Annotated in this window: 16 protein-coding genes and 5 pseudogenes; 14 read left to right on the top strand and 7 right to left on the bottom strand. The window is 68.8% G+C overall.

Features of this window, described 5'->3' with window-relative positions; translation table 11 throughout:
- Positions 1-567 precede the first annotated feature (567 nt).
- Together ACIRB7_RS10740 and ACIRB7_RS10745 are read left to right on the top strand one after the other, a co-directional pair.
- Positions 568-1,188 (top strand): annotated as a pseudogene (locus ACIRB7_RS10740) (glycoside hydrolase family 3 N-terminal domain-containing protein); the annotation flags it as partial.
- Between the two features lie 199 nt (positions 1,189-1,387).
- Complete coding sequence (locus ACIRB7_RS10745; protein ID WP_403596177.1) at positions 1,388-2,842, top strand: glycoside hydrolase family 3 C-terminal domain-containing protein; 1,455 nt, start codon at positions 1,388-1,390, stop codon at positions 2,840-2,842.
- Between the two features lie 393 nt (positions 2,843-3,235).
- Here the strand turns inward: ACIRB7_RS10745 and ACIRB7_RS10750 are convergent.
- Positions 3,236-4,084: pseudogene (locus ACIRB7_RS10750) on the bottom strand (IS5 family transposase).
- A gap of 189 nt (positions 4,085-4,273) precedes the next feature.
- On the opposite strand from ACIRB7_RS10750, the gene ACIRB7_RS10755 reads away from it, so the two are divergent.
- Positions 4,274-4,447, top strand: a complete 174-nt coding sequence (locus tag ACIRB7_RS10755; protein ID WP_403595400.1) for a hypothetical protein — start codon at positions 4,274-4,276, stop codon at positions 4,445-4,447.
- Positions 4,448-4,977: 530 nt separating this feature from the next.
- Here the strand turns inward: ACIRB7_RS10755 and ACIRB7_RS10760 are convergent.
- The 4 genes and pseudogenes from ACIRB7_RS10760 to gvpO form a co-directional block, all read right to left on the bottom strand.
- Positions 4,978-5,433: a hypothetical protein gene (locus tag ACIRB7_RS10760; RefSeq protein WP_403595402.1), complete on the bottom strand. Its 456-nt coding sequence runs from the start codon at positions 5,431-5,433 to the stop codon at positions 4,978-4,980.
- Positions 5,434-5,809: 376 nt separating this feature from the next.
- Positions 5,810-6,418, bottom strand: a complete 609-nt coding sequence (locus ACIRB7_RS10765) for a hypothetical protein (protein ID WP_403596180.1) — start codon at positions 6,416-6,418, stop codon at positions 5,810-5,812.
- A 282-nt stretch (positions 6,419-6,700) separates the two neighbouring features.
- Positions 6,701-6,931, bottom strand: a pseudogene (locus ACIRB7_RS10770) (gas vesicle protein K); the annotation flags it as partial.
- 152 nt (positions 6,932-7,083) lie between these two features.
- Positions 7,084-7,215 (bottom strand): gas vesicle protein GvpO, encoded by a 132-nt coding sequence (gene gvpO / locus ACIRB7_RS10775; RefSeq protein ID WP_403595405.1) that lies wholly within the window; start codon positions 7,213-7,215, stop codon positions 7,084-7,086.
- A 349-nt stretch (positions 7,216-7,564) separates the two neighbouring features.
- On the opposite strand from gvpO, the gene ACIRB7_RS10780 reads away from it, so the two are divergent.
- The gene (locus ACIRB7_RS10780) at positions 7,565-8,446 is read left to right on the top strand and encodes a histone protein (protein WP_403595408.1); all 882 of its coding nucleotides are present in this window, start codon (positions 7,565-7,567) and stop codon (positions 8,444-8,446) included.
- Between the two features lie 3 nt (positions 8,447-8,449).
- Positions 8,450-9,523 (top strand): SRPBCC family protein, encoded by a 1,074-nt coding sequence (locus tag ACIRB7_RS10785; protein WP_403595411.1) that lies wholly within the window; start codon positions 8,450-8,452, stop codon positions 9,521-9,523.
- Positions 9,524-9,637: 114 nt separating this feature from the next.
- Here the strand turns inward: ACIRB7_RS10785 and ACIRB7_RS10790 are convergent, their stop codons facing one another.
- Positions 9,638-9,811: a CsbD family protein gene (locus tag ACIRB7_RS10790; protein ID WP_403595414.1), complete on the bottom strand. Its 174-nt coding sequence runs from the start codon at positions 9,809-9,811 to the stop codon at positions 9,638-9,640.
- Between the two features lie 421 nt (positions 9,812-10,232).
- Here ACIRB7_RS10790 and ACIRB7_RS10795 point away from each other — a divergent pair, with 421 nt between their 5' ends.
- The gene (locus tag ACIRB7_RS10795) at positions 10,233-10,412 is read left to right on the top strand and encodes an RNA polymerase sigma factor (RefSeq protein ID WP_403596183.1); all 180 of its coding nucleotides are present in this window, start codon (positions 10,233-10,235) and stop codon (positions 10,410-10,412) included.
- An 83-nt stretch (positions 10,413-10,495) separates the two neighbouring features.
- Complete coding sequence (locus tag ACIRB7_RS10800) at positions 10,496-11,077, top strand: hypothetical protein (protein ID WP_403595417.1); 582 nt, start codon at positions 10,496-10,498, stop codon at positions 11,075-11,077.
- 52 nt (positions 11,078-11,129) lie between these two features.
- Here the strand turns inward: ACIRB7_RS10800 and ACIRB7_RS10805 are convergent.
- Positions 11,130-11,465 (bottom strand): annotated as a pseudogene (locus ACIRB7_RS10805) (RNA polymerase sigma factor); the annotation flags it as partial.
- A gap of 251 nt (positions 11,466-11,716) precedes the next feature.
- Here ACIRB7_RS10805 and ACIRB7_RS10810 point away from each other — a divergent pair.
- The 7 genes and pseudogenes from ACIRB7_RS10810 (at position 11,717) to ACIRB7_RS10840 (ending at position 16,317) form a co-directional block, all read left to right on the top strand.
- Positions 11,717-12,196 (top strand): Asp23/Gls24 family envelope stress response protein, encoded by a 480-nt coding sequence (locus ACIRB7_RS10810; RefSeq protein WP_403595420.1) that lies wholly within the window; start codon positions 11,717-11,719, stop codon positions 12,194-12,196.
- Between the two features lie 63 nt (positions 12,197-12,259).
- Positions 12,260-12,439, top strand: coding sequence for a hypothetical protein (locus tag ACIRB7_RS10815; RefSeq protein WP_403595423.1), 180 nt, complete (start codon positions 12,260-12,262; stop codon positions 12,437-12,439).
- Between the two features lie 235 nt (positions 12,440-12,674).
- Positions 12,675-12,839 (top strand): hypothetical protein, encoded by a 165-nt coding sequence (locus ACIRB7_RS10820; protein ID WP_403595426.1) that lies wholly within the window; start codon positions 12,675-12,677, stop codon positions 12,837-12,839.
- A gap of 35 nt (positions 12,840-12,874) precedes the next feature.
- On the top strand, positions 12,875-13,522 hold the full coding sequence (locus ACIRB7_RS10825) for a DUF6286 domain-containing protein (RefSeq protein WP_403595429.1): 648 nt from the start codon (positions 12,875-12,877) through the stop codon (positions 13,520-13,522).
- A 50-nt stretch (positions 13,523-13,572) separates the two neighbouring features.
- Positions 13,573-14,172: an alkaline shock response membrane anchor protein AmaP gene (locus tag ACIRB7_RS10830; protein ID WP_403595431.1), complete on the top strand. Its 600-nt coding sequence runs from the start codon at positions 13,573-13,575 to the stop codon at positions 14,170-14,172.
- 651 nt (positions 14,173-14,823) lie between these two features.
- Positions 14,824-15,231: pseudogene (locus tag ACIRB7_RS10835) on the top strand (hypothetical protein); the annotation flags it as partial.
- 117 nt (positions 15,232-15,348) lie between these two features.
- Complete coding sequence (locus tag ACIRB7_RS10840) at positions 15,349-16,317, top strand: endo alpha-1,4 polygalactosaminidase (protein WP_403596186.1); 969 nt, start codon at positions 15,349-15,351, stop codon at positions 16,315-16,317.
- Positions 16,318-16,335 lie beyond the last annotated feature (18 nt).

The following is a 16,335-nucleotide window of genomic DNA, read 5'->3' on the forward strand; positions in this document are numbered from 1 at the left end:
CATGTAGTGGATGGCGGCCATCGAATATTCGTATACCTGCTTAGTTGACCCCCGTCGACGGCTGGTCGAATCAGTTGGATCGGTCGAGGAGGGGATGTCATATGTGCAGCTCAGGGTGGGTCTGCTGAATTAACTGAACCTGACGGGTTGACCGGTGGCATTCACGGCCATAGCTTTTCGGTTCGCGTGAGGTGCCGAAACCAGAGCGCCTGGAAAATCCCTGGAGGTGCCCCGCGGGACGCGGGAATCCCTCAAGGGAGACGCTGATCGAACCGGCTCATTCCCCTACAGCCGGCCATGCAGCATCCGATGCGGCGGATCCCACCCGCCGCCCCCACCGTCCGGAGAGTCGCCGTGAACCGACGTACCTTCCTGTCCGCCGCCATCGCCACAGCAGCAGCCACCACTATGACTCCTATGACCACCGTTCAGGCAATCGCCGCCACCGACCCCCGCGCCTTCGACCGCGCCGACGCCGTCCTCGCGCGGATGACGGCGGCCGAGAAGGAGGCGCTCGTCCGCTGCGACTTCGCGGCCCTCGCCCACCTCGGCATCCCCGCGCTGACCATGGTCGACGCCTCCGCCGGACTGCGCGGCGAGCGGAACGTCACCGCCTTCCCCGTCCCGCTCGCCCAGGCCGCGGCCTTCGACGAGGATCTGGCCCGTCGGATCGGTGTCGCCATCGGCACCGAGGGGCGCGCCAAGGGTTACAACAGCCTCCTCGGTCCCACCATCGACCTCACCCGCACCTGGCACTTCGGCCGCCAGGCCGAAAGCCTCGGCGAGGACCCGCTGCTCGCCGGCCGCCTCGGCGCCGCCCTCACCACCGGCATGCAGAGCCGTCAGGTCACCGCCACCGTCAAGCACTTTGCCGCCTACACCCAGGAGGCGAACCGCTTCTTCACCGACACTCTGGTCTCCGACCGGGCCCTGCACGAGATCTACCAGGCGCCGTTCCGCCACGTCATCGCCGCCGCGCCCACCACTTCGGTGATGATGGCCTACCCCAAGATCAACGGCACCTTCGCCACCGAGAGTCCCGCACTCTTCGACGACGTCAAGAACCGGCTCGGCCTGCAGGGGTACACCGTCCCCGACTTCTGGGCCGGCAACGACCAGGTCGCCGCCGCCAGGGCGGGCATGGACCTCGCCGGACTCGGCCCCGGAGGCGTCAAACTGGCACCCGGCGCACTCACCAACGGCGCCGTCCCGGCCGCCCGGCTCGACGACGCGGCCCGCCGCGTCCTCGTCACCATGTTCGCCAACGGTCTCGTCGACAACCCCGTCCCCGGCCCCGGATGTCAGCACCGCCGAGCACAAGAGCCTCGCCCACGAAGCCGCTCTCGCCTCCACCGTCCTGCTCGCCAACCGCTCCTCGGCTCTGCCCCTGCCCGCCACCCTCAAGTCCCTCGCCGTCATCGGCCCCGCCGACTCCGATGCCCTCACCGGCGTCGCCGGTTCCACCTATGTCGACCCCGGCACCTGGACCACCCCTCTCCAGGCCGTGAAGAGCCGCGCGGGCGGCACCGTCACCGTCACCCACGCCCAGGGCACCACCGGTGACATTCCTCTGCCGGCCGTCCCCGCCTCCGTCCTGCGCACCACCGGCGGGACCGTCGGCCTCACCGGCCGCTACTACGCCTCCGCGCAGCCCACCGGCACCCCGGCCGTCACGCGCACCGACAGTGTCATCGACTTCACCAGCGCCCCCGTCGAGAGCCTCCCCGCGGTCTGGTCCGCGACCTGGTCTGGCACCCTGACGCCGACCCACACGGGCCTGCACCGCTTCTCCCTCCTCCTGGCCGGCACCGCCACCCTGAAAATCAACGGCGTCACGGTCGTCTCCGGCTCCCGAGGCACCCGCCGCTTCTTCCTCGGCACGCACGACTACCCCATCCAGGGCACCATCGAGCTCACCGCCGGCCAGACCGCCACTATCGAGATCACCTACAGCAACTCCGGCGCCGACCCGGACCCCGCAGGCCGACCCGCCTGCGGACTCACCCTCGGATGGCAGCCCGCCTCCCTCATCCCGGCCGCGGTCCAGGCCGCCCGCACCGCCGATGCCGCCGTCGTCTTCGTCAACCGCATGGCAGGCGAGGCCATGGACCACGAGCAGCTCACCCTCCCCGGGGACCAGAACCAGCTCATCACCGCAGTCGCGGCCGTCAACCCGCGCACCATCGTCGTCCTGAACACCGACGGCCCGGTCGCGATGCCCTGGCTGAACGACGTCGAGGCCGTCATCCAGGCCTGGTACGGAGGTCGCGGCATGGGCACCGCGCTCGCCGCCGTCCTCTTCGGTGACAGCGACCCCTCCGGCCGACTGCCCGTCACCTTCCCCGTCGGACCTGCCCAGGGCCCCGGCACCACCCCCGCGACCTACCCGGGCACGAACGCCACCGTCTCCTACGCCGAGGGCACCGCCATCGGCTACCGCTTCTACGATGCCAAGGGGCAGCAGCCCCTGTTCCCCTTCGGCCACGGGTTGTCCTATACCACCTTCGCCCACGGCTCGCTCGAAGCCGCTTACGACGCCACCGCCAAGTCGGTGACCGTCTCTGTCACCGTCACCAACAACGGAAACCGCCAGGGCACCGACATTGTGCAGATCTACGCCACCCTCCCGGCCGCCGCCGCCGCAGAACAGCGCCGCCTCGTCGCCTTCCGGAAACTCACCCTCGCCCCCGGAGCCGGCCGGCGCATCACCTTCACCATCCCCACCGACGACCTGACCGTGTGGAGCAACGGCGCCTGGACCCTCGTTCCGGGCCTCTACGCCCTCGCCACCGCCCGTAACTCCCGCGCCATGACTGCGCAGAGGACGGTCACCATCAACTGACCACGCAAGCAGGTACAGCCAGCCCGGGTGCCGAGTCCCTCTCGGCGCCCGACGGCAGAGTGAATTCGGCGGACTGCCATCGAGGCTCCTGCAGCCGTCTCCGCCATCGGACGTCGAGAAGTTCCACGCCCACGCAGCTGCTGCAGGCGCTCGACCACTTCGCACACCTCCCCAACTGGGACACGGTGACGCTCCGGGACGTGGCCGAGCGCGCCACGCTGATGGCCTCCCCCGAGAACAGTGAGCAGTGGAAACCGTCCTGTATCTGCGACGCCTGGCAGATGTAGGGCTCATGGGGCCGGACGGCCCCGCTCACGCTCCCCGCCGTCTGGTCGTCATCACGGTCCATCCATTCAGCCAGGAAGTCGCCGCTGGCAGCCGAGTCCGTTCGCGTCACCTGCGGAAGCAGAAGCACCACTGTCCCTCACCCCTACTGACACGAAACCAGATGAGTGTGCCGGCGAGGGTGATGGCGGCGAGGTAGCGGTCGGGACGTTTGTCGTAGCGGGTGGCGATGCCGCGCCATTGCTTGAGGCGGTGGAAGCAGCGTTCGACGACGTTGCGACGCCGGTAGACGCTCTTGTCGAACCCGCAGGGCCGTTCACGGCGTCGTTTCCGGCCGGCGAGCTGATCGACGCGCTCGGAGATCGTGGCCTTGATCCCGCGCCGCCGCAGGTAGGTCCGGAAGCTGCGGGCCGAGTAGCCCTTGTCCGCAAGACGTGGCCGGGCCGGGTGCGGGGTCTTCCCGGGCCCGGACCGGGGACGCGGATCAGGCTGATGACGGTCTCGGCCTGTGTGCAGTCGTTGCGGTTGCCGGCGGTGACCAGGAAGGCCAGAGGCCGGCCCCGCGCGTCGCAGGCGAGGTGGATTTTGCTGGTCAGCCCGCCGCAGGAGCGTACGAGGCCGCGTTCTTCGAGCCCCTTTGGCGACCGCGTGCTGGTGGGCCCGCACGATCGTGGAGTCGATCGCGACCAGCCAGTCCACCTCTGCCCGTGTCTGGGCCGCTGCCAGGAGGCGGTCGAAGGTGCCGTCGGCGGCCCAGCGTGCGAATCGTTCGTGGACGGTCTGCCAGGGTCCGAACCGCTCAGGCAGGTCTCTCCAGGGCAGGCCGGTGCGGAACTTGAACACGATGCCCTCGAGGGCCTGGCGGTGATCCCGCCACCGGCCACGAGCCCGACCGGCAGGCGGCAGCAGTGATTCGATCACCGCCCACGCGGCGTCAGAAATCTCCCCATCCCTCACGACCGGACCAATGATCCGATGATCGGAAAGACACCCCCTAGCCCTGGTCACCGGCCGGGGCTCTGCTCCTCGCCAGCGCCACGCTGGTCGTCATGCGCTGAACCGAGTCGGGTCCCCGCCCGGGCAGCTGCATGCGCCTATTTCCCCCGGCTGCGGGTAGAAGCCTCTCGCATACGGGAAGGTGCGGACATGAATGCCAGCGAGAAAGTCAAAGCCAAGGCGGAGCAAGTGATCGGGAAGGCCGTGAGGACGGTAGCGCATGCCCTTGGCAATGAAACCACTGCAGCCAAGGGTGCCGCTTTGGAAGGCCGCGGCCGGGGCCGGGGCCTTAAAGAGAAGGGCAAGGGATTTTTCAAGCGCTGACCCCGTATATGGCGAGCTGGAGCTGGAAGGTCGTCCCGCTGCGGATGCCAGCCGCCGTAGTTGTACGAGGCCGCCCATCTGCCTGGCTGGTACACGGCGCGATTACAGCCTGGACGGCGACGTTCGTGGTGCGGATCCGTGACGGTGCAGGAGGTGCAATGCAGGCCAGGCCGGACAGATCCCGGTGCAGCCGGGACCGAAGGTAATAGAGATGATGCTGCCGGTCAGGCTGACCGTGTTTCCATCTGCGGCGGGACCGCCCGCCAGGCTGACTGCGGTGATGGTAGGCGGTCCGATCGTAGCGGGCCGAAGCGCGGGGGCGCTCCATCCGTGCAGGTTCCGCCATCGGGCCGCGACAGTAGCCGCGGCGAGAAGGACGGCTGCGCCCGCATGAATATTTACAGTGGGCACGGGGCTCCTCCTCTGCTTCCGGTCTGCGGTTGATGATGGCGCTCCTCACAGCTCAGCGGGTCGCCCGCCCTGGCGTGCACGGGCGGTCGCAGCGGTTGCTTCGCGGATCTGGGAAGCCTTTAGCGGTTGCGCCGGCGGCGCACGAGGACGAAGACGAGGAAGGCGGCTGTCGCCGAGAGCAGCGGGGCCCACTTGGACCCTGCGGCGTGCGCCGCCTGAGTAGCCTTTTCACGGACGGCGTAGGGGGTCTTGTCGGCTGCGAGGTGTCCGGCTCGCGAGGCGGTGTCGCGGACGTGCGAGGCGGTTTGGGTCGCGGTATGCAGGAGCGGCTCAGGTGTCTTGCTCTTTGCCAGTTCGGTCGCGTGGCCGGCTTTCGCCCGGGCCTGGGCGGTGGCTTGTTTGGCTGCGGCGATGGTGTGTTCCTTGATCGCGGCGGTCCTCTCTTTGGCCGTGGGCTTGCCGTCGGTTCCGGCCCACGGTTCATCGGCCGGGCCGGGTTCTTCCTGGTGGGGCTCGGCCTCTGGCTGCTCTCCAGAAGGAGAGGAAGACTCGTTGCTGTCATGCTGGCTGGTCATCGGGTGCCTCTCCATCCCGGCCGTATCGGCCGCGGCTGCGTCAGTGGTGCGCTCACCGGCACGCCGGCTATCCGGCTTCGACCTCGTCGTGAACCCGGGCTCTGAGGGCCCGTGCTGTGATGATTGCCCGCTGAGCGGCTGCACGCCCGGAGCCGGGCTGGTGCTCTCCCTCGGTCGGACGCAGCAATACCGGCCCGGGTCCGGCAGTCCACGGAACTCGACTTCTGCCGCTGGCACGCGAGAATCATCGCCGACGGCGCAGCTGGCTGCATTTCGCACGCCGAGGCGCCCCGGGCTGGCTCGCTATGGCTGGCTGCGGGATCGGTCCGTAAACCAGTGCGTGCAGGTAGCTCCCGTGAGGCCGGCTGGGGCCGCCTCAGCGTGTGCGGTACCAATTCTGGACGTCTTGCACGTGCGGTACGTGAGGAGCAAGCGGGCTGGCGCGCTGCCACATGTCGCGGAGTTGTGAGGTGGGCCGTTGCTGTTCGCCGTGGAGGGCGTTGAGGATCAGCAGGCCGCCCGTGAGGGCGGGGACCGCCCACTGGGCGTAGGAAAGCTGACGTTCGGCTTTGACCGTGTCGTAGGGGCGGCCTTCGGCGTCTTCTGCGTCTTGGGGGAGGCCGACGGAGACCAGCTCGATTTTCTTGCCCAGCGTCCGGGCGTAGGCGGTGACGGCGAGAGCGGCGCCGGTGAGGACGGTCTTGGCCAAGGTGGAGGAGGCGACACCTTGCTGGGTGGCGACACGGGCAGCGTTGGCGCCGAGCAGTCCGCCGGCGCCGACCAGGTGCATGCTGATCGCGGCAGCGCTGACTGGTGTCCACCTGGCCCAACCGGAGCTGGCGAGTGACGCGTTTTCTTTCCATGACCTGGAGTGGTGTTTTGCTGCGCCGTTGAGGCCGACTGCGCCCATCAGCGAGCCGCCGAACCAAGCGGCGAGCCCGACATCGTGGAGGCTGCGCAGGACTGTGTTGCGTTCGGACGTCATGGGGCTCCCTACGGCATGCGGCGGAGGCGCCGTCGTCGTATAGAGCAGCGCTGCTGCCACCGTCCGCCGGGGCTGCCACCGATTGCCAGCGGAGTTGCTCCAAACGGCCCGAGCGATGGAAGGTAGCCGAGGCGAGCAGCGGGGGTGGTGCGCAGTGCGGAGGCCGGGGATGGCGGCACTACCGCCGTGCCTTATGAGGTGTATGAGCGGTGCGCCGCAGATGGGGTCGGTGGGCCGGGAGGTTGCGCTAGGTGCGGGGCGGCAGGAGGGGCCCAGCCGGCCGAGATCGAGGTTGAGGTCCTCCAGTGCGTAGCCGTGCTGGGCGTACAGGTCGGCCAGGCGGTCGTGGAGGGCAAGGAGTGTGGCTCCCAGCTCCTCTTCCCGTTCGTCGGTGAGGTCTCCTGCGTCCACGCGGCGCATGGCCTGGCGCTCGATGAGCTGGCGCAGGAGTTCGACCGGGGTGAGCACGAGCTTGAGGAGGTCTTCTTCGACCGTGTCACGGTCGGTGTACATGCGGTGGGCTGGGCGTGGGGTTGCCTCGTGCGGGGTGGGGGGTGTCTGGAGCAGCCGGAACGCTTGGGACAAGGGTGTCGTGACGCCCTCCAGAGCGGGTGCTGGGGGCGGGGGTGGGTGGCGGGGTGGCCGCTGGGGGGTGTTCGCGTTCTTCACTCACCGATGCGGTCCAGTTCCATCACTTCCACCTGGGCTTGCCAGCCGTCCTCGGTCGGTTTGAGGGAGAAGGTGGAGTCGGGGGTGCGGCCCAGCAGTTGGGCCAGCTGGACGGTCGCTGAACGCATCGCCGAAGCCGCGCTGGGAACTCCCGCCTTCCGCTTCGCGGAGGTGCGGGGGCCTTGTCCTGTGTCTCGACGTCTTCTTCGGTTGCGCGAGGACGGGTTCTGCGCGGTCTTGTCGGTTCTGCGGCCATCGGACGCTCCGCTGGGGCATACCGCTTGCAGTACCTACAATCTCTACATATAGGGAAATATGCTCTGCATCGGGGGTAGGCGGCGTACAGGCCTCCCGAGCGGGGCGTACTTCGGCCGGCGCCATCAAGACAGCAGCCGGCACATCCGCAGACCCACCCAGCCGGTGTTCCTGGGCAGCGTCGTGCCGCCCGCAAGCGCCCTGGTGAAGGGACAGCAGCTCATGCAGAACACGACCAAAATCGCGCTCGCGGCCGCCGTGGCCGGGGGCTACGTACTCGGTCGGACAAAAAAGGGCCGCCTCGCGTTCACCGCGGCGACCTACCTCGCCGGCCGACGCTTCGGTCTCGAGCCCGGCCAGCTCATGGCGCAGGGCCTCACCAAGCTCAAGGAGACGCCTCAGTTCGCTGAGATAAGCGACCAGCTTCGCGGTGAAGCCCTGGATGCGGGCAAGAAGGCTCTGACAGCTGCGGCCAACCGCAAGCTCGCCGACCTCGCCGGCTCTCTGCACCAGCGGACCGCCGAACTGGGCAGCCTCGGCGCAACGGAAGACGAGGAGCAACAGGAGGAACCCGAGGAGGACAAGGACGAGGAGGAGGACGAGGAGAGCTACGAGGAGCCGGAAGCCGAAGAGAGCTCCGAGGAGCCTGAGGCAGACGAGGAGGAAGAAGAATCCGAGGAGTACGAGGACGAAGCGGAGGACCCCTACGAGCCGGAGGCAGAGGAAGAGGAGACCGAGGAAGAAGAGGAACCTGAGGAGGAACCCCCGCCCCGCAGGCGCGGCCGGCCCCGAGCCAGGGCTACCCAGGACGCACCCGCTCGAAAGGCGCGCCGCTCGACGCCCTCCGAGCCGCCGCCCCCGGCACGGAAGACCGCGGCGAAGAAGGCACCGACGGCGAAGACCCCGTCGAAGAAGACCGCGCCCTCCGAGACTGCGGCCAAGAAGACAGCGACGAAGGCCCCGGCGAAGAAGACCGCGGCGCGCGGTCCGGCGAGCAAGACAGCCGCCAAGAAGACCGCAGCGCGCACTCCGGCACGCAGAACGGCAGCCAAGAAGACTGCGGCGAAGAAAACGCCGGGCCGCAAGCCGTCCACGCGGAGGTAGGTCATGGCACAGCCAGACCGCGCCAGCGCGCAAGAGCCCAAGTCCGGGCTGGACCAGCTGCTCGAAGAGCTGACCACGTTCCTGGGTACCCAGGCCGGGCAGCTCGCGGACAAGGCGTCGGACAAGCTGGGTGATGTGACAGGTCAGCTCCAGGACGTGGCGCAAGGCAACGGGAAGCTGTCCGACATCGTCGGCATCGGGGGGCGGATGCTGCAGGGCGACTCGCCTATGAAGGCGATGATGAGCCAGGGCCTGAGCGGACTCAAGGACAAGGTGACCGACGCCGCCTCCCAGATGTTCGGCAAGGGCAAAAAGGGCCGTAAGAGCGGCGGCAAGGTCATCAACATCATCGAGTTCCTCGATGTCGGCTTGCCGCTGCGCACCGTGTACGACCACTGGACTCAGTTCGAGGACTTCAGCGGCTTCGCCAAGGGTGTACGCGACGTCTCCCGCAACGATGACACCACCAGCGACTGGAAGGTCAAGGTCGGGCCGTCGACACGCGGCTGGAAGGCCACCGTGCAGGAGCAGGTACCGGACGAGCGGATCGTATGGACCTCCGAAGGCCCCAAGGGCACCACACGCGGCTGCGTCAGCTTCCACGAGATCACGCCAACGCTGACCCGCATCATCGCGGTGGTCGAGTACTACCCCTCCGGACTCTTCGAGAAGACCGGCAACCTGTGGCGCGCCCAAGGCCGGCGCCTGCGCCTGGACCTCAAGCATTTCCTCAGGCACGTCTCGCTCACCACCGACGAGGCCGAAGGCTGGCGCGGCGAGATCCGTGACGGCGAGGTGGTCCGCACCCACGAGGAAGCACTGGAAGAAGAAAGCGAAGCGGAAGACGAAAACACGGACGAGGAGGAAGGCGAATTCGAGTACGAGGACGAGTACGAAGACGAAGAAGAGCAGGAAAACGAGGACGGACGGCCTGAGGAGGACGAAGAGCCTGAGGAGAACGAAGAGGAACCCGGAACGTACGCTGGCGACGCGGACGAGGAGGAGTACCAGGACGAGGACGCCCCCCAAGAGGACGACGAGGACGAACCAAGCCGCCCGCGCCGGCGGCGCCGATAGCCGCCCACAAGGCCGCGCCATCGGGACGGCCGTCGATAGGGGCCGACGTGAGACGTCGGCCCTTATCTATGGGTTTCCTGGAAGTCCCTGGTACCGGGGCTCCAAGGCGTGGGGTCAATGCTTGAGCGTGTCCTTGGCCTTCTGGATGGTCTGCTTCGCATCGCCCGCCATCTGCTCGCGGGCCCCCTTCGCCTCCAGGCTCTCGTTGCCGACAGCCTGGCCCGTGGTTTCCTTCAGCTTGCCCTTGGTCTTCTTGACCGCGTTCTTGACCTTCTTGCCAGCCGCCATGTCTGCCACCTCCCACACCGCCGCTTGGTGTGGTCTGTAAAGAAGCTGCCCAGTGCGTACCCCCGGACGGGCACCCTAAGCGAATTATCCCCCCAAATCGGAAAACGCTACCGGTCTTCTCCCCGCGGCCAGGTGGCTACTCTGCCTTCTGCTGATTCTGGATGCGGCTTGCAGCGCCTCCCGGGGGATAGCGGCACAGTGCCGGCCGGGAGCTGGCGCAAGCGAGATTGTTCCCTCCGAGGCGTCGCATAATGCGGCGTCGGACCCGTGGCTCCGGCGCCTGGATCGGCGCGTGACGGACATCTACGACGCGGTCGCCAGCGTGCGGGATGCAGCGCATGCCCGCCGACTTGTCGCGTGGTGTGCAGACGCGGGCAGCTCACCACCTCGAGTGGCAGAGGCCGACGAAGCCACAGCCGCCATGACGCGAGCGCTACTGGGACTGAGCCCCGAGCTTCGCGCGTGCTGGGTCCTGCGGGAACTGCACGGCCTGCACTACGACGAAATCGCCCACGTGGTGGGCAGCAGCGAACAAACGGTACGCGGCAGACTCGCTCGCGCACGACGCATACTGATGGAGGCGATGCGCCCACGGCGCTAGAAGACGACCACCTGGCCTCCGGCGACCAGCCCGAAAACGCGTGCGCCACGAACACCGAAGCACCCTTGCGCGGACAAGCCGACATGCTTCCCGGCGCGGAGTTCCTGCCCTGCGGACGCCACCTGGGCCGCGCCTGGGAACAAGCCCGCACCCCCGCCGACACGACAGATCCGCACACCAGACACTGCCCCAGTTGCCGCGAAGCCATCGAAAGGCTGACAGCGCTGGACCGGGCCACCCGTGCTCTGCGCGCCGAGGAACGACCCGACAGCCACAGCCTCGCCAACCGAATCATCAGCGCTCTCCGCGCCGAGGTACGGCTGGGCACCCTCCTGCGACCGGCCGGCCCCGATCACGACCTGCGCATCACAGAAAGCGCCAAAGTTCTGCGCCGGGCCGCCGACACCGTACCCGGCGCCCGCACAGCCAGCTGCCGTCTGACCCCGTCCAACGGCAACCGCGCCGCCCATGCCGTCGCCATCTCGATCGCGGCCAAACTCGACAAGCCGCTGCGAGAGCGCGCCGAAGCGGTACGCCGAGCCGTACTTCACGCAGCCGAGCACGTTCTTGGTCTCGCCGTCACCACCGTCGACGTAGAAGTCAACGCCGTGCTGGAGCCCTCCCGCGTACCGAGCGGCGAAAGGGCTGAGCTGAGCGAAGGATGACCGCATCCCCACCGGGAAGACAGCTGGCGAACCGCGGCCGAAGCAACCGCGTCGCCGTTCCCGGCGTAGCCGCTGGCAGCCCGGCAGCGGGTTCCGGAACGGTGTCCAGGGGAAGTGGGTGGGGCCGGCGGCGCAGGGTGTTGAGGCAGCGGTTCGTCACGATGCGGTACATCCACGTGCCGAACGAGGCGCCGTGCCGGAATTCCGGCAGCTGCCTCCAGGCGCTGAGGAAGGAGTCCTGAACCGCGTCCTCGGCGTCCGCGCGGTCGCCGAGCCGATGCTGGGCGAGGGCGAGCAAGCGGCTGCTGTGCCGCCGGACCAGTACGGCGAAGGCCTCTTCATCTCCGTCGCACGCCCATGCCACCAGCACACTGTCGTCCAGGCCGATAGACGTGTCCTGATCGGCCGCAGCGGCGACGGCGTGCACCGAGCCCGACCGCAGGGGGGAACCTGTGCGGGGTGGGGGAGGGGGGCTCGTCCGGTTGCGCATCCGCCGCTCGCTTCCTGCCGCAGAATCGCGGCCCGCGTACGCCCTCCTCGATGGTACGGCTGCGAGCGTGAGGAATGTCCGTGCGGTGTGTCTAAAACATTGAGGGCACCGCACCGGCGCGCCCGGATCGACATCATGGGGAGGTCCTCATGTCGGACACCGTCAACCCCACCGCGGGCGGGAAGACGCCACGCTCTGCGGGTAAGGCCCTCGCGGGTCAGGCAGGAGCCGGGGCCCCGCCTGAGACGCGGGGCCGGACGACCATCGCCGACAGCGTGGTCGAAAAGATCGCAGGTATGGCCACCCGTGAGGTGCCGGGCATCCACAGCCTCGGCTCATGCATGGCCCGCACGCTCGGGGCGGTCACGGACAAGGTTCCCGGCGGCCGTCCCAGCGTGTCCCGCGGCGTGAAGGTCGAGGTGGGTGAGCGGCAGGCCGCCGTCGATCTCGACGTCGTCGTGGAGTACGGCGTCGCCATCGTGGACATCGCCGGCGACGTCCGCACCAGTGTCATCACGGCTGTGGAGCGCATGACCGGCCTTGAAGTCGTCGAAGTGAACATCGCCGTCGACGACGTCCACCTGCCCGACGAGGAGGACGACGAGGAAACCGCGGGCCGCGTGCAGTGACCCCTCGACCCGGCAAGGCCACCGGGACGAAAGACGACCGACGTGAAAGTTCAGGTGAGTGAGATGAGCGCAGCAACCGTGGGCCTGCTTGCCGGCATGGCCCTGGGCTTCGCCGCCTATTTCGGCGGCTTCTGGGCGTTCCTGCTCGTGGCGTTCCTGGGCCTGGTGGGCCTGATCATCGGCCTCATGATTCAGGGTGACCTCGAGATGTCCGACTTCACCCGTTCCCGGGACCGGCAGTGACAACGCAGCCCGGCGCTGCCCTGCCCGGCGCGGCGGCCCCCACCCAGGCGGCGGTCCTGCCACCGGCCGAGCGCGGTGCCACCGTGATTCCGGAGAAGGTGGTCGCCCGCATCGCGGCCCGCCCGCGAAGGAGGCACTGGCCGCGCACCCAGGTGCCTCGGCCGCCCACGCGAAACTGACGGCTCCGCACGCCTCCGCGACCATCGGCGGCGGATCGGCACGGCTGACGCTGACCGTGGGCCTGCCCTACCCGACAGACCTCGCCACCGCCTCCCGGCAGGTGCAGCACTACATCAGCGAGCGGGTCGCCCGCCTCACGGGGATGCGCGTCACAGAGGTGACCCTTGCCATCGAGCACCTGGTTTCCGCAGATGGCCAGGAACGCCGGCGCGTGCAGTGAACCGGAGCGCATTCCCCCCGGGAAGGAGAGCCGGCATGGAACGCGACCCAAAACCCCCAGCCGCAACGGAGCAGCTCACCGCGGCCGACGAGGTGACCTCCCGTACGGTGGAGCAACTGGCCAAACAGCCTGCGGCCGAAGGCCGGCCGACTCCCCGCCCCTGGTCCGCGCGCCGGATACCCGCCGCGCTCACGGCCCTGCTCATCGGGGCCGCGGCAGGCATCCTCTTGTTCGACGTCGTCAGGGTCCGCGCCGGCCAGACTGCCGAGGCCTGGCGCACGCGCCTGGCCGATGAACTGGCCACCCGCCCACTGCACGACATCTGGATACAGGTCGGTGCCGCCGTCATCGCCGTCCTCGGTCTTTGGATGCTCGTCATGGCACTCACCCATGGTCTGCGCCACAAGCTTCCCCTGAAAACCCCCGACGCCCAGACGCACGCCGTGCTGGACCGCGCCGGCGCAGAACTCCTGCTGCGGGATGCAGCGATGCGCGTCCCCGGTGTCAGCGCCGCCAGGATACGGATCCTCCACCACCGCATCGGGGCGCGCGCGGACGTGCGCTACCGCGCCCCCGCCGATGTCAAGGCCGACCTCCTGGTCGCTCTCCGGGCGGAACTCGACCGGTTCGCCCTCGCGCGTCCACCTCGGCTCACCGTCAAGGTGCGCCCACGCCGCAAGTAGCACACGCCTGGGCATGCCTGCTGCCGAGCGAGAGACAGGGATGGGATTCCATGAAGAGGAAATCCGCAGTCAACCGAGTCGTGCTGGCCCTGGCCGGAATTCTCCTGCTGGGCACCGGCCTCCTGATCCTGGCAGGCAGTCTCGACCTCTACCGGCGCTGGCGCATGACACCACCCGACGGCTGGCCCCTGACCACTCCCCAGGGTGTCCTGCTCGATGATGCCGACCGCACGCGCTGGGTCGGCGAGGGATGGTGGTGGCCTGCGGTCATCGCCGTTCTGGCCATCGTCGTCCTGCTCGCCCTGTGGTGGCTGCTGGCACAACTGCGCCGCACTCATCCCGGCCCTACACCCGTCGGCGCAGACCCCGTGGAGGCAGTGGAACTGGGCGAGCGTGCCCTCAGCGACGCTCTGACAGCCGACGCCCGGCACCTGCCCGGCGTCCAGCAGGCCCGCGCACGGATGACCGGCTCCTCCCGCCATCCCGAAGCCCACCTCGACCTCACCCTCACCCCCGACACCGAGCCCGGCCACGTCCTGCAGGCGCCGTGTGACGGACCCCTGGAACGCGCCCGCCAGTCCACCGGCCGACCCCTTCCGGCAAGGGCGCAGCTGCGGGTGTCCCCGCATAAAGCACACCGCGCTGTATAGGGCTCCTGCGGTGCGGCCCCGAAAAACGCCGCACAGGATGTAGGCGCATCACCACGGGAACTTCGGACCCACGGCGGCGGGCCCCGACCCGCGCCCTTCGACTCCAGCCGACGGCGCGGGACGTCTGCGCTGGGGCGGCTGCGTCAGCATGCAAGGCCCCGGGACGGCACGCGAGGGCACCCGCTTTCAACGGAACAGCGTCACCACTTACGCCACAACGACCGTGCAGCTCGACACGAACAGCATCAGAAATGCGACTCAAACCAGACACAACGTGTGACTCACCCTCGAAATCATCCACATAACCACTAAACGGTGATCCGAGCCCCGCGGCACGCTGTCAAAGCCCCGGCCCAACAAACCCTGTCCGCTCACACACCCTGCTTCCTACCGGTGACCACAGCCGCCGCGAGGAACTGCTGGCTACCGCCCTTCACGGCCCGGAGTGGGCTATCCCCCACTCCGGACACACCCGTCAGGGGCCTGCCTGGTACCTCAACCCCACCCGGGGTCTCAGCACCGACGGCATGAACTACATGCACCCGGCCGGGAACGGGAGCGACCTCTCCCCCAGAACAACAACTGAGTGAAGGACACGCTGCGCGAGCCCTTCCGCCTCGTCGAGTCCAGCGACATCACCTACCGCGAAGCATGCCCCCGGTTCGAGTTCCTGGCCTCCGTGATCGCCATGGACACCGACAACGACTTCCTCACCTCTCCCTGGGCGGGAGAGTTCTTCGTCGCATCCACCTGGGACTACGACAACAACGATCTCGCCGCCTCCATCGAGACGGAATTTACCGACACCTGGCCACTCCTCCGCGCCAGCGCCTTCAGAGGAGAACTTCTCCGTGTGCGGAAGGCCCTGGCGGCGCTCACCGAGTGGAGGCCGAGGCCGAAGGCGCTTCCGCGTCGGGGGGCGGGGCCGGATCCTGGACCGTACCGGACGGGGGGACGGGCGGCAGACCGGGCGAAGGTCCCCTCACAGGGACCGAGTTGCGGCTCGGGGATCTGTCCGCATACCGCGACTTCGTGGACGTGCGTGATGTGGCACGCGCGGTGGAACTCGCGGTCACGGCCCCGGCGGCGCTGCCACCCGTACTGAACGTGGGCGGCGGGGAAGCGGTGCCGGTGCGGGAGTTGGTACGCAGGCTCGCGGACGCGGCCGTGCTTCTCCTGCCGGTCCTTCTCGCCGCGTGCTCCTCCGCCCCGGACCGGCGGGCCGACGGCTCGGTTCCCAGCGCGACCGGCCCCACGACCCCGCTCTCGGCCGGGTCGGCCGCCTCGGCCCGTACGCCCGAGGCCACGACCGGACCGACCGCCGGGCCGACCACACCAGGGCCGACCGCCGGAGGGCCGCCTACCGAGGGGCCGACCGCCGCCGGGCCGAGGGCAAGCCCGACCACCGCCCGGCCGACCGGCGCCGCGACCGGCACCCCGGCCGACCGGCGGTGGCGGCCGCGGCCCGGTCTGACCTGGCAATGGCAGCTCGACGGCACGGTGGACCCGTCCGTCGACGTCTCCGTCTACGACATCGACGGTTTCGAGAACAACGCCGCCACCGTGGCACGGCTGCACCGGGACGACCGCAAGGTGATCTGCTACATCAACGTCGGGGCCTGGGAGGACTACCGCCCCGACCGGGACGCCTTTCCCCGTTCCCTCCTCGGCGGACCCAATGGCTGGCACGGTGAACGCTGGCTGGACATCCGCCGCGTCGACCTCCTGCGCCCCCTCATGGAACGCCGCTTCGACATGTGCCGGGACAAGGGGTTCGACGCGGTGGAGCCGGACCTGATGGAGGGATATGCGGCCGACACGGGCTTCCCGCTGACGGCCGGCGACCAGCTCCGGTACAACCGGATGATCGCCGCCATCGCGCACGAACGCGGTCTGGCCGTGGGCCTCAAGAACGACCTCGGCCAGATCCCCGAACTGGTGCGGCCCTTCGACTTCGCGGTCAACGAGGAGTGCGCGCAGTTCGGCGAGTGCGCCCTGCTCGAACCGTTCGTCGCGGCGGGGAAGGCGGTCTTCCACGTGGAGTACGAGGAGCCCAAGGCCTCCTTCTGCCCGGACTCCCGTGCCCTGCGGCTGTCGTCGATGCGGAAGGAGTTGGAGCTGGGCGTCTGGCGCAGCCCCTGTTGACCCTGTCGGAGCGAACAG

It is taken from the genome of Streptomyces sp. NPDC093795 (genome assembly GCF_044764665.1).
In the GTDB taxonomy this organism is placed as follows: Bacteria; Actinomycetota; Actinomycetes; order Streptomycetales; family Streptomycetaceae; genus Streptomyces.

Bases quoted from the DNA above. Each gene is read 5' to 3' on its own strand.
- ACIRB7_RS10765 (WP_403596180.1), bottom strand. From the start codon at position 6,418: ATGACGTCCGAACGCAACACAGTCCTGCGCAGCCTCCACGATGTCGGG.
- ACIRB7_RS10810 (WP_403595420.1), top strand. From the start codon at position 11,717: ATGTCGGACACCGTCAACCCCACCGCGGGCGGGAAGACGCCACGCTCT.
- ACIRB7_RS10795 (WP_403596183.1), top strand. From the start codon at position 10,233: ATGACGCGAGCGCTACTGGGACTGAGCCCCGAGCTTCGCGCGTGCTGG.
- ACIRB7_RS10815 (WP_403595423.1), top strand. From the start codon at position 12,260: ATGAGCGCAGCAACCGTGGGCCTGCTTGCCGGCATGGCCCTGGGCTTC.
- ACIRB7_RS10830 (WP_403595431.1), top strand. From the start codon at position 13,573: ATGAAGAGGAAATCCGCAGTCAACCGAGTCGTGCTGGCCCTGGCCGGA.
- ACIRB7_RS10755 (WP_403595400.1), top strand. From the start codon at position 4,274: ATGAATGCCAGCGAGAAAGTCAAAGCCAAGGCGGAGCAAGTGATCGGG.
- ACIRB7_RS10780 (WP_403595408.1), top strand. From the start codon at position 7,565: ATGCAGAACACGACCAAAATCGCGCTCGCGGCCGCCGTGGCCGGGGGC.
- gvpO (WP_403595405.1), bottom strand. From the start codon at position 7,215: ATGCGTTCAGCGACCGTCCAGCTGGCCCAACTGCTGGGCCGCACCCCC.
- ACIRB7_RS10785 (WP_403595411.1), top strand. From the start codon at position 8,450: ATGGCACAGCCAGACCGCGCCAGCGCGCAAGAGCCCAAGTCCGGGCTG.
- ACIRB7_RS10790 (WP_403595414.1), bottom strand. From the start codon at position 9,811: ATGGCGGCTGGCAAGAAGGTCAAGAACGCGGTCAAGAAGACCAAGGGC.
- ACIRB7_RS10825 (WP_403595429.1), top strand. From the start codon at position 12,875: ATGGAACGCGACCCAAAACCCCCAGCCGCAACGGAGCAGCTCACCGCG.
- ACIRB7_RS10800 (WP_403595417.1), top strand. From the start codon at position 10,496: ATGCTTCCCGGCGCGGAGTTCCTGCCCTGCGGACGCCACCTGGGCCGC.
- ACIRB7_RS10760 (WP_403595402.1), bottom strand. From the start codon at position 5,433: ATGACCAGCCAGCATGACAGCAACGAGTCTTCCTCTCCTTCTGGAGAG.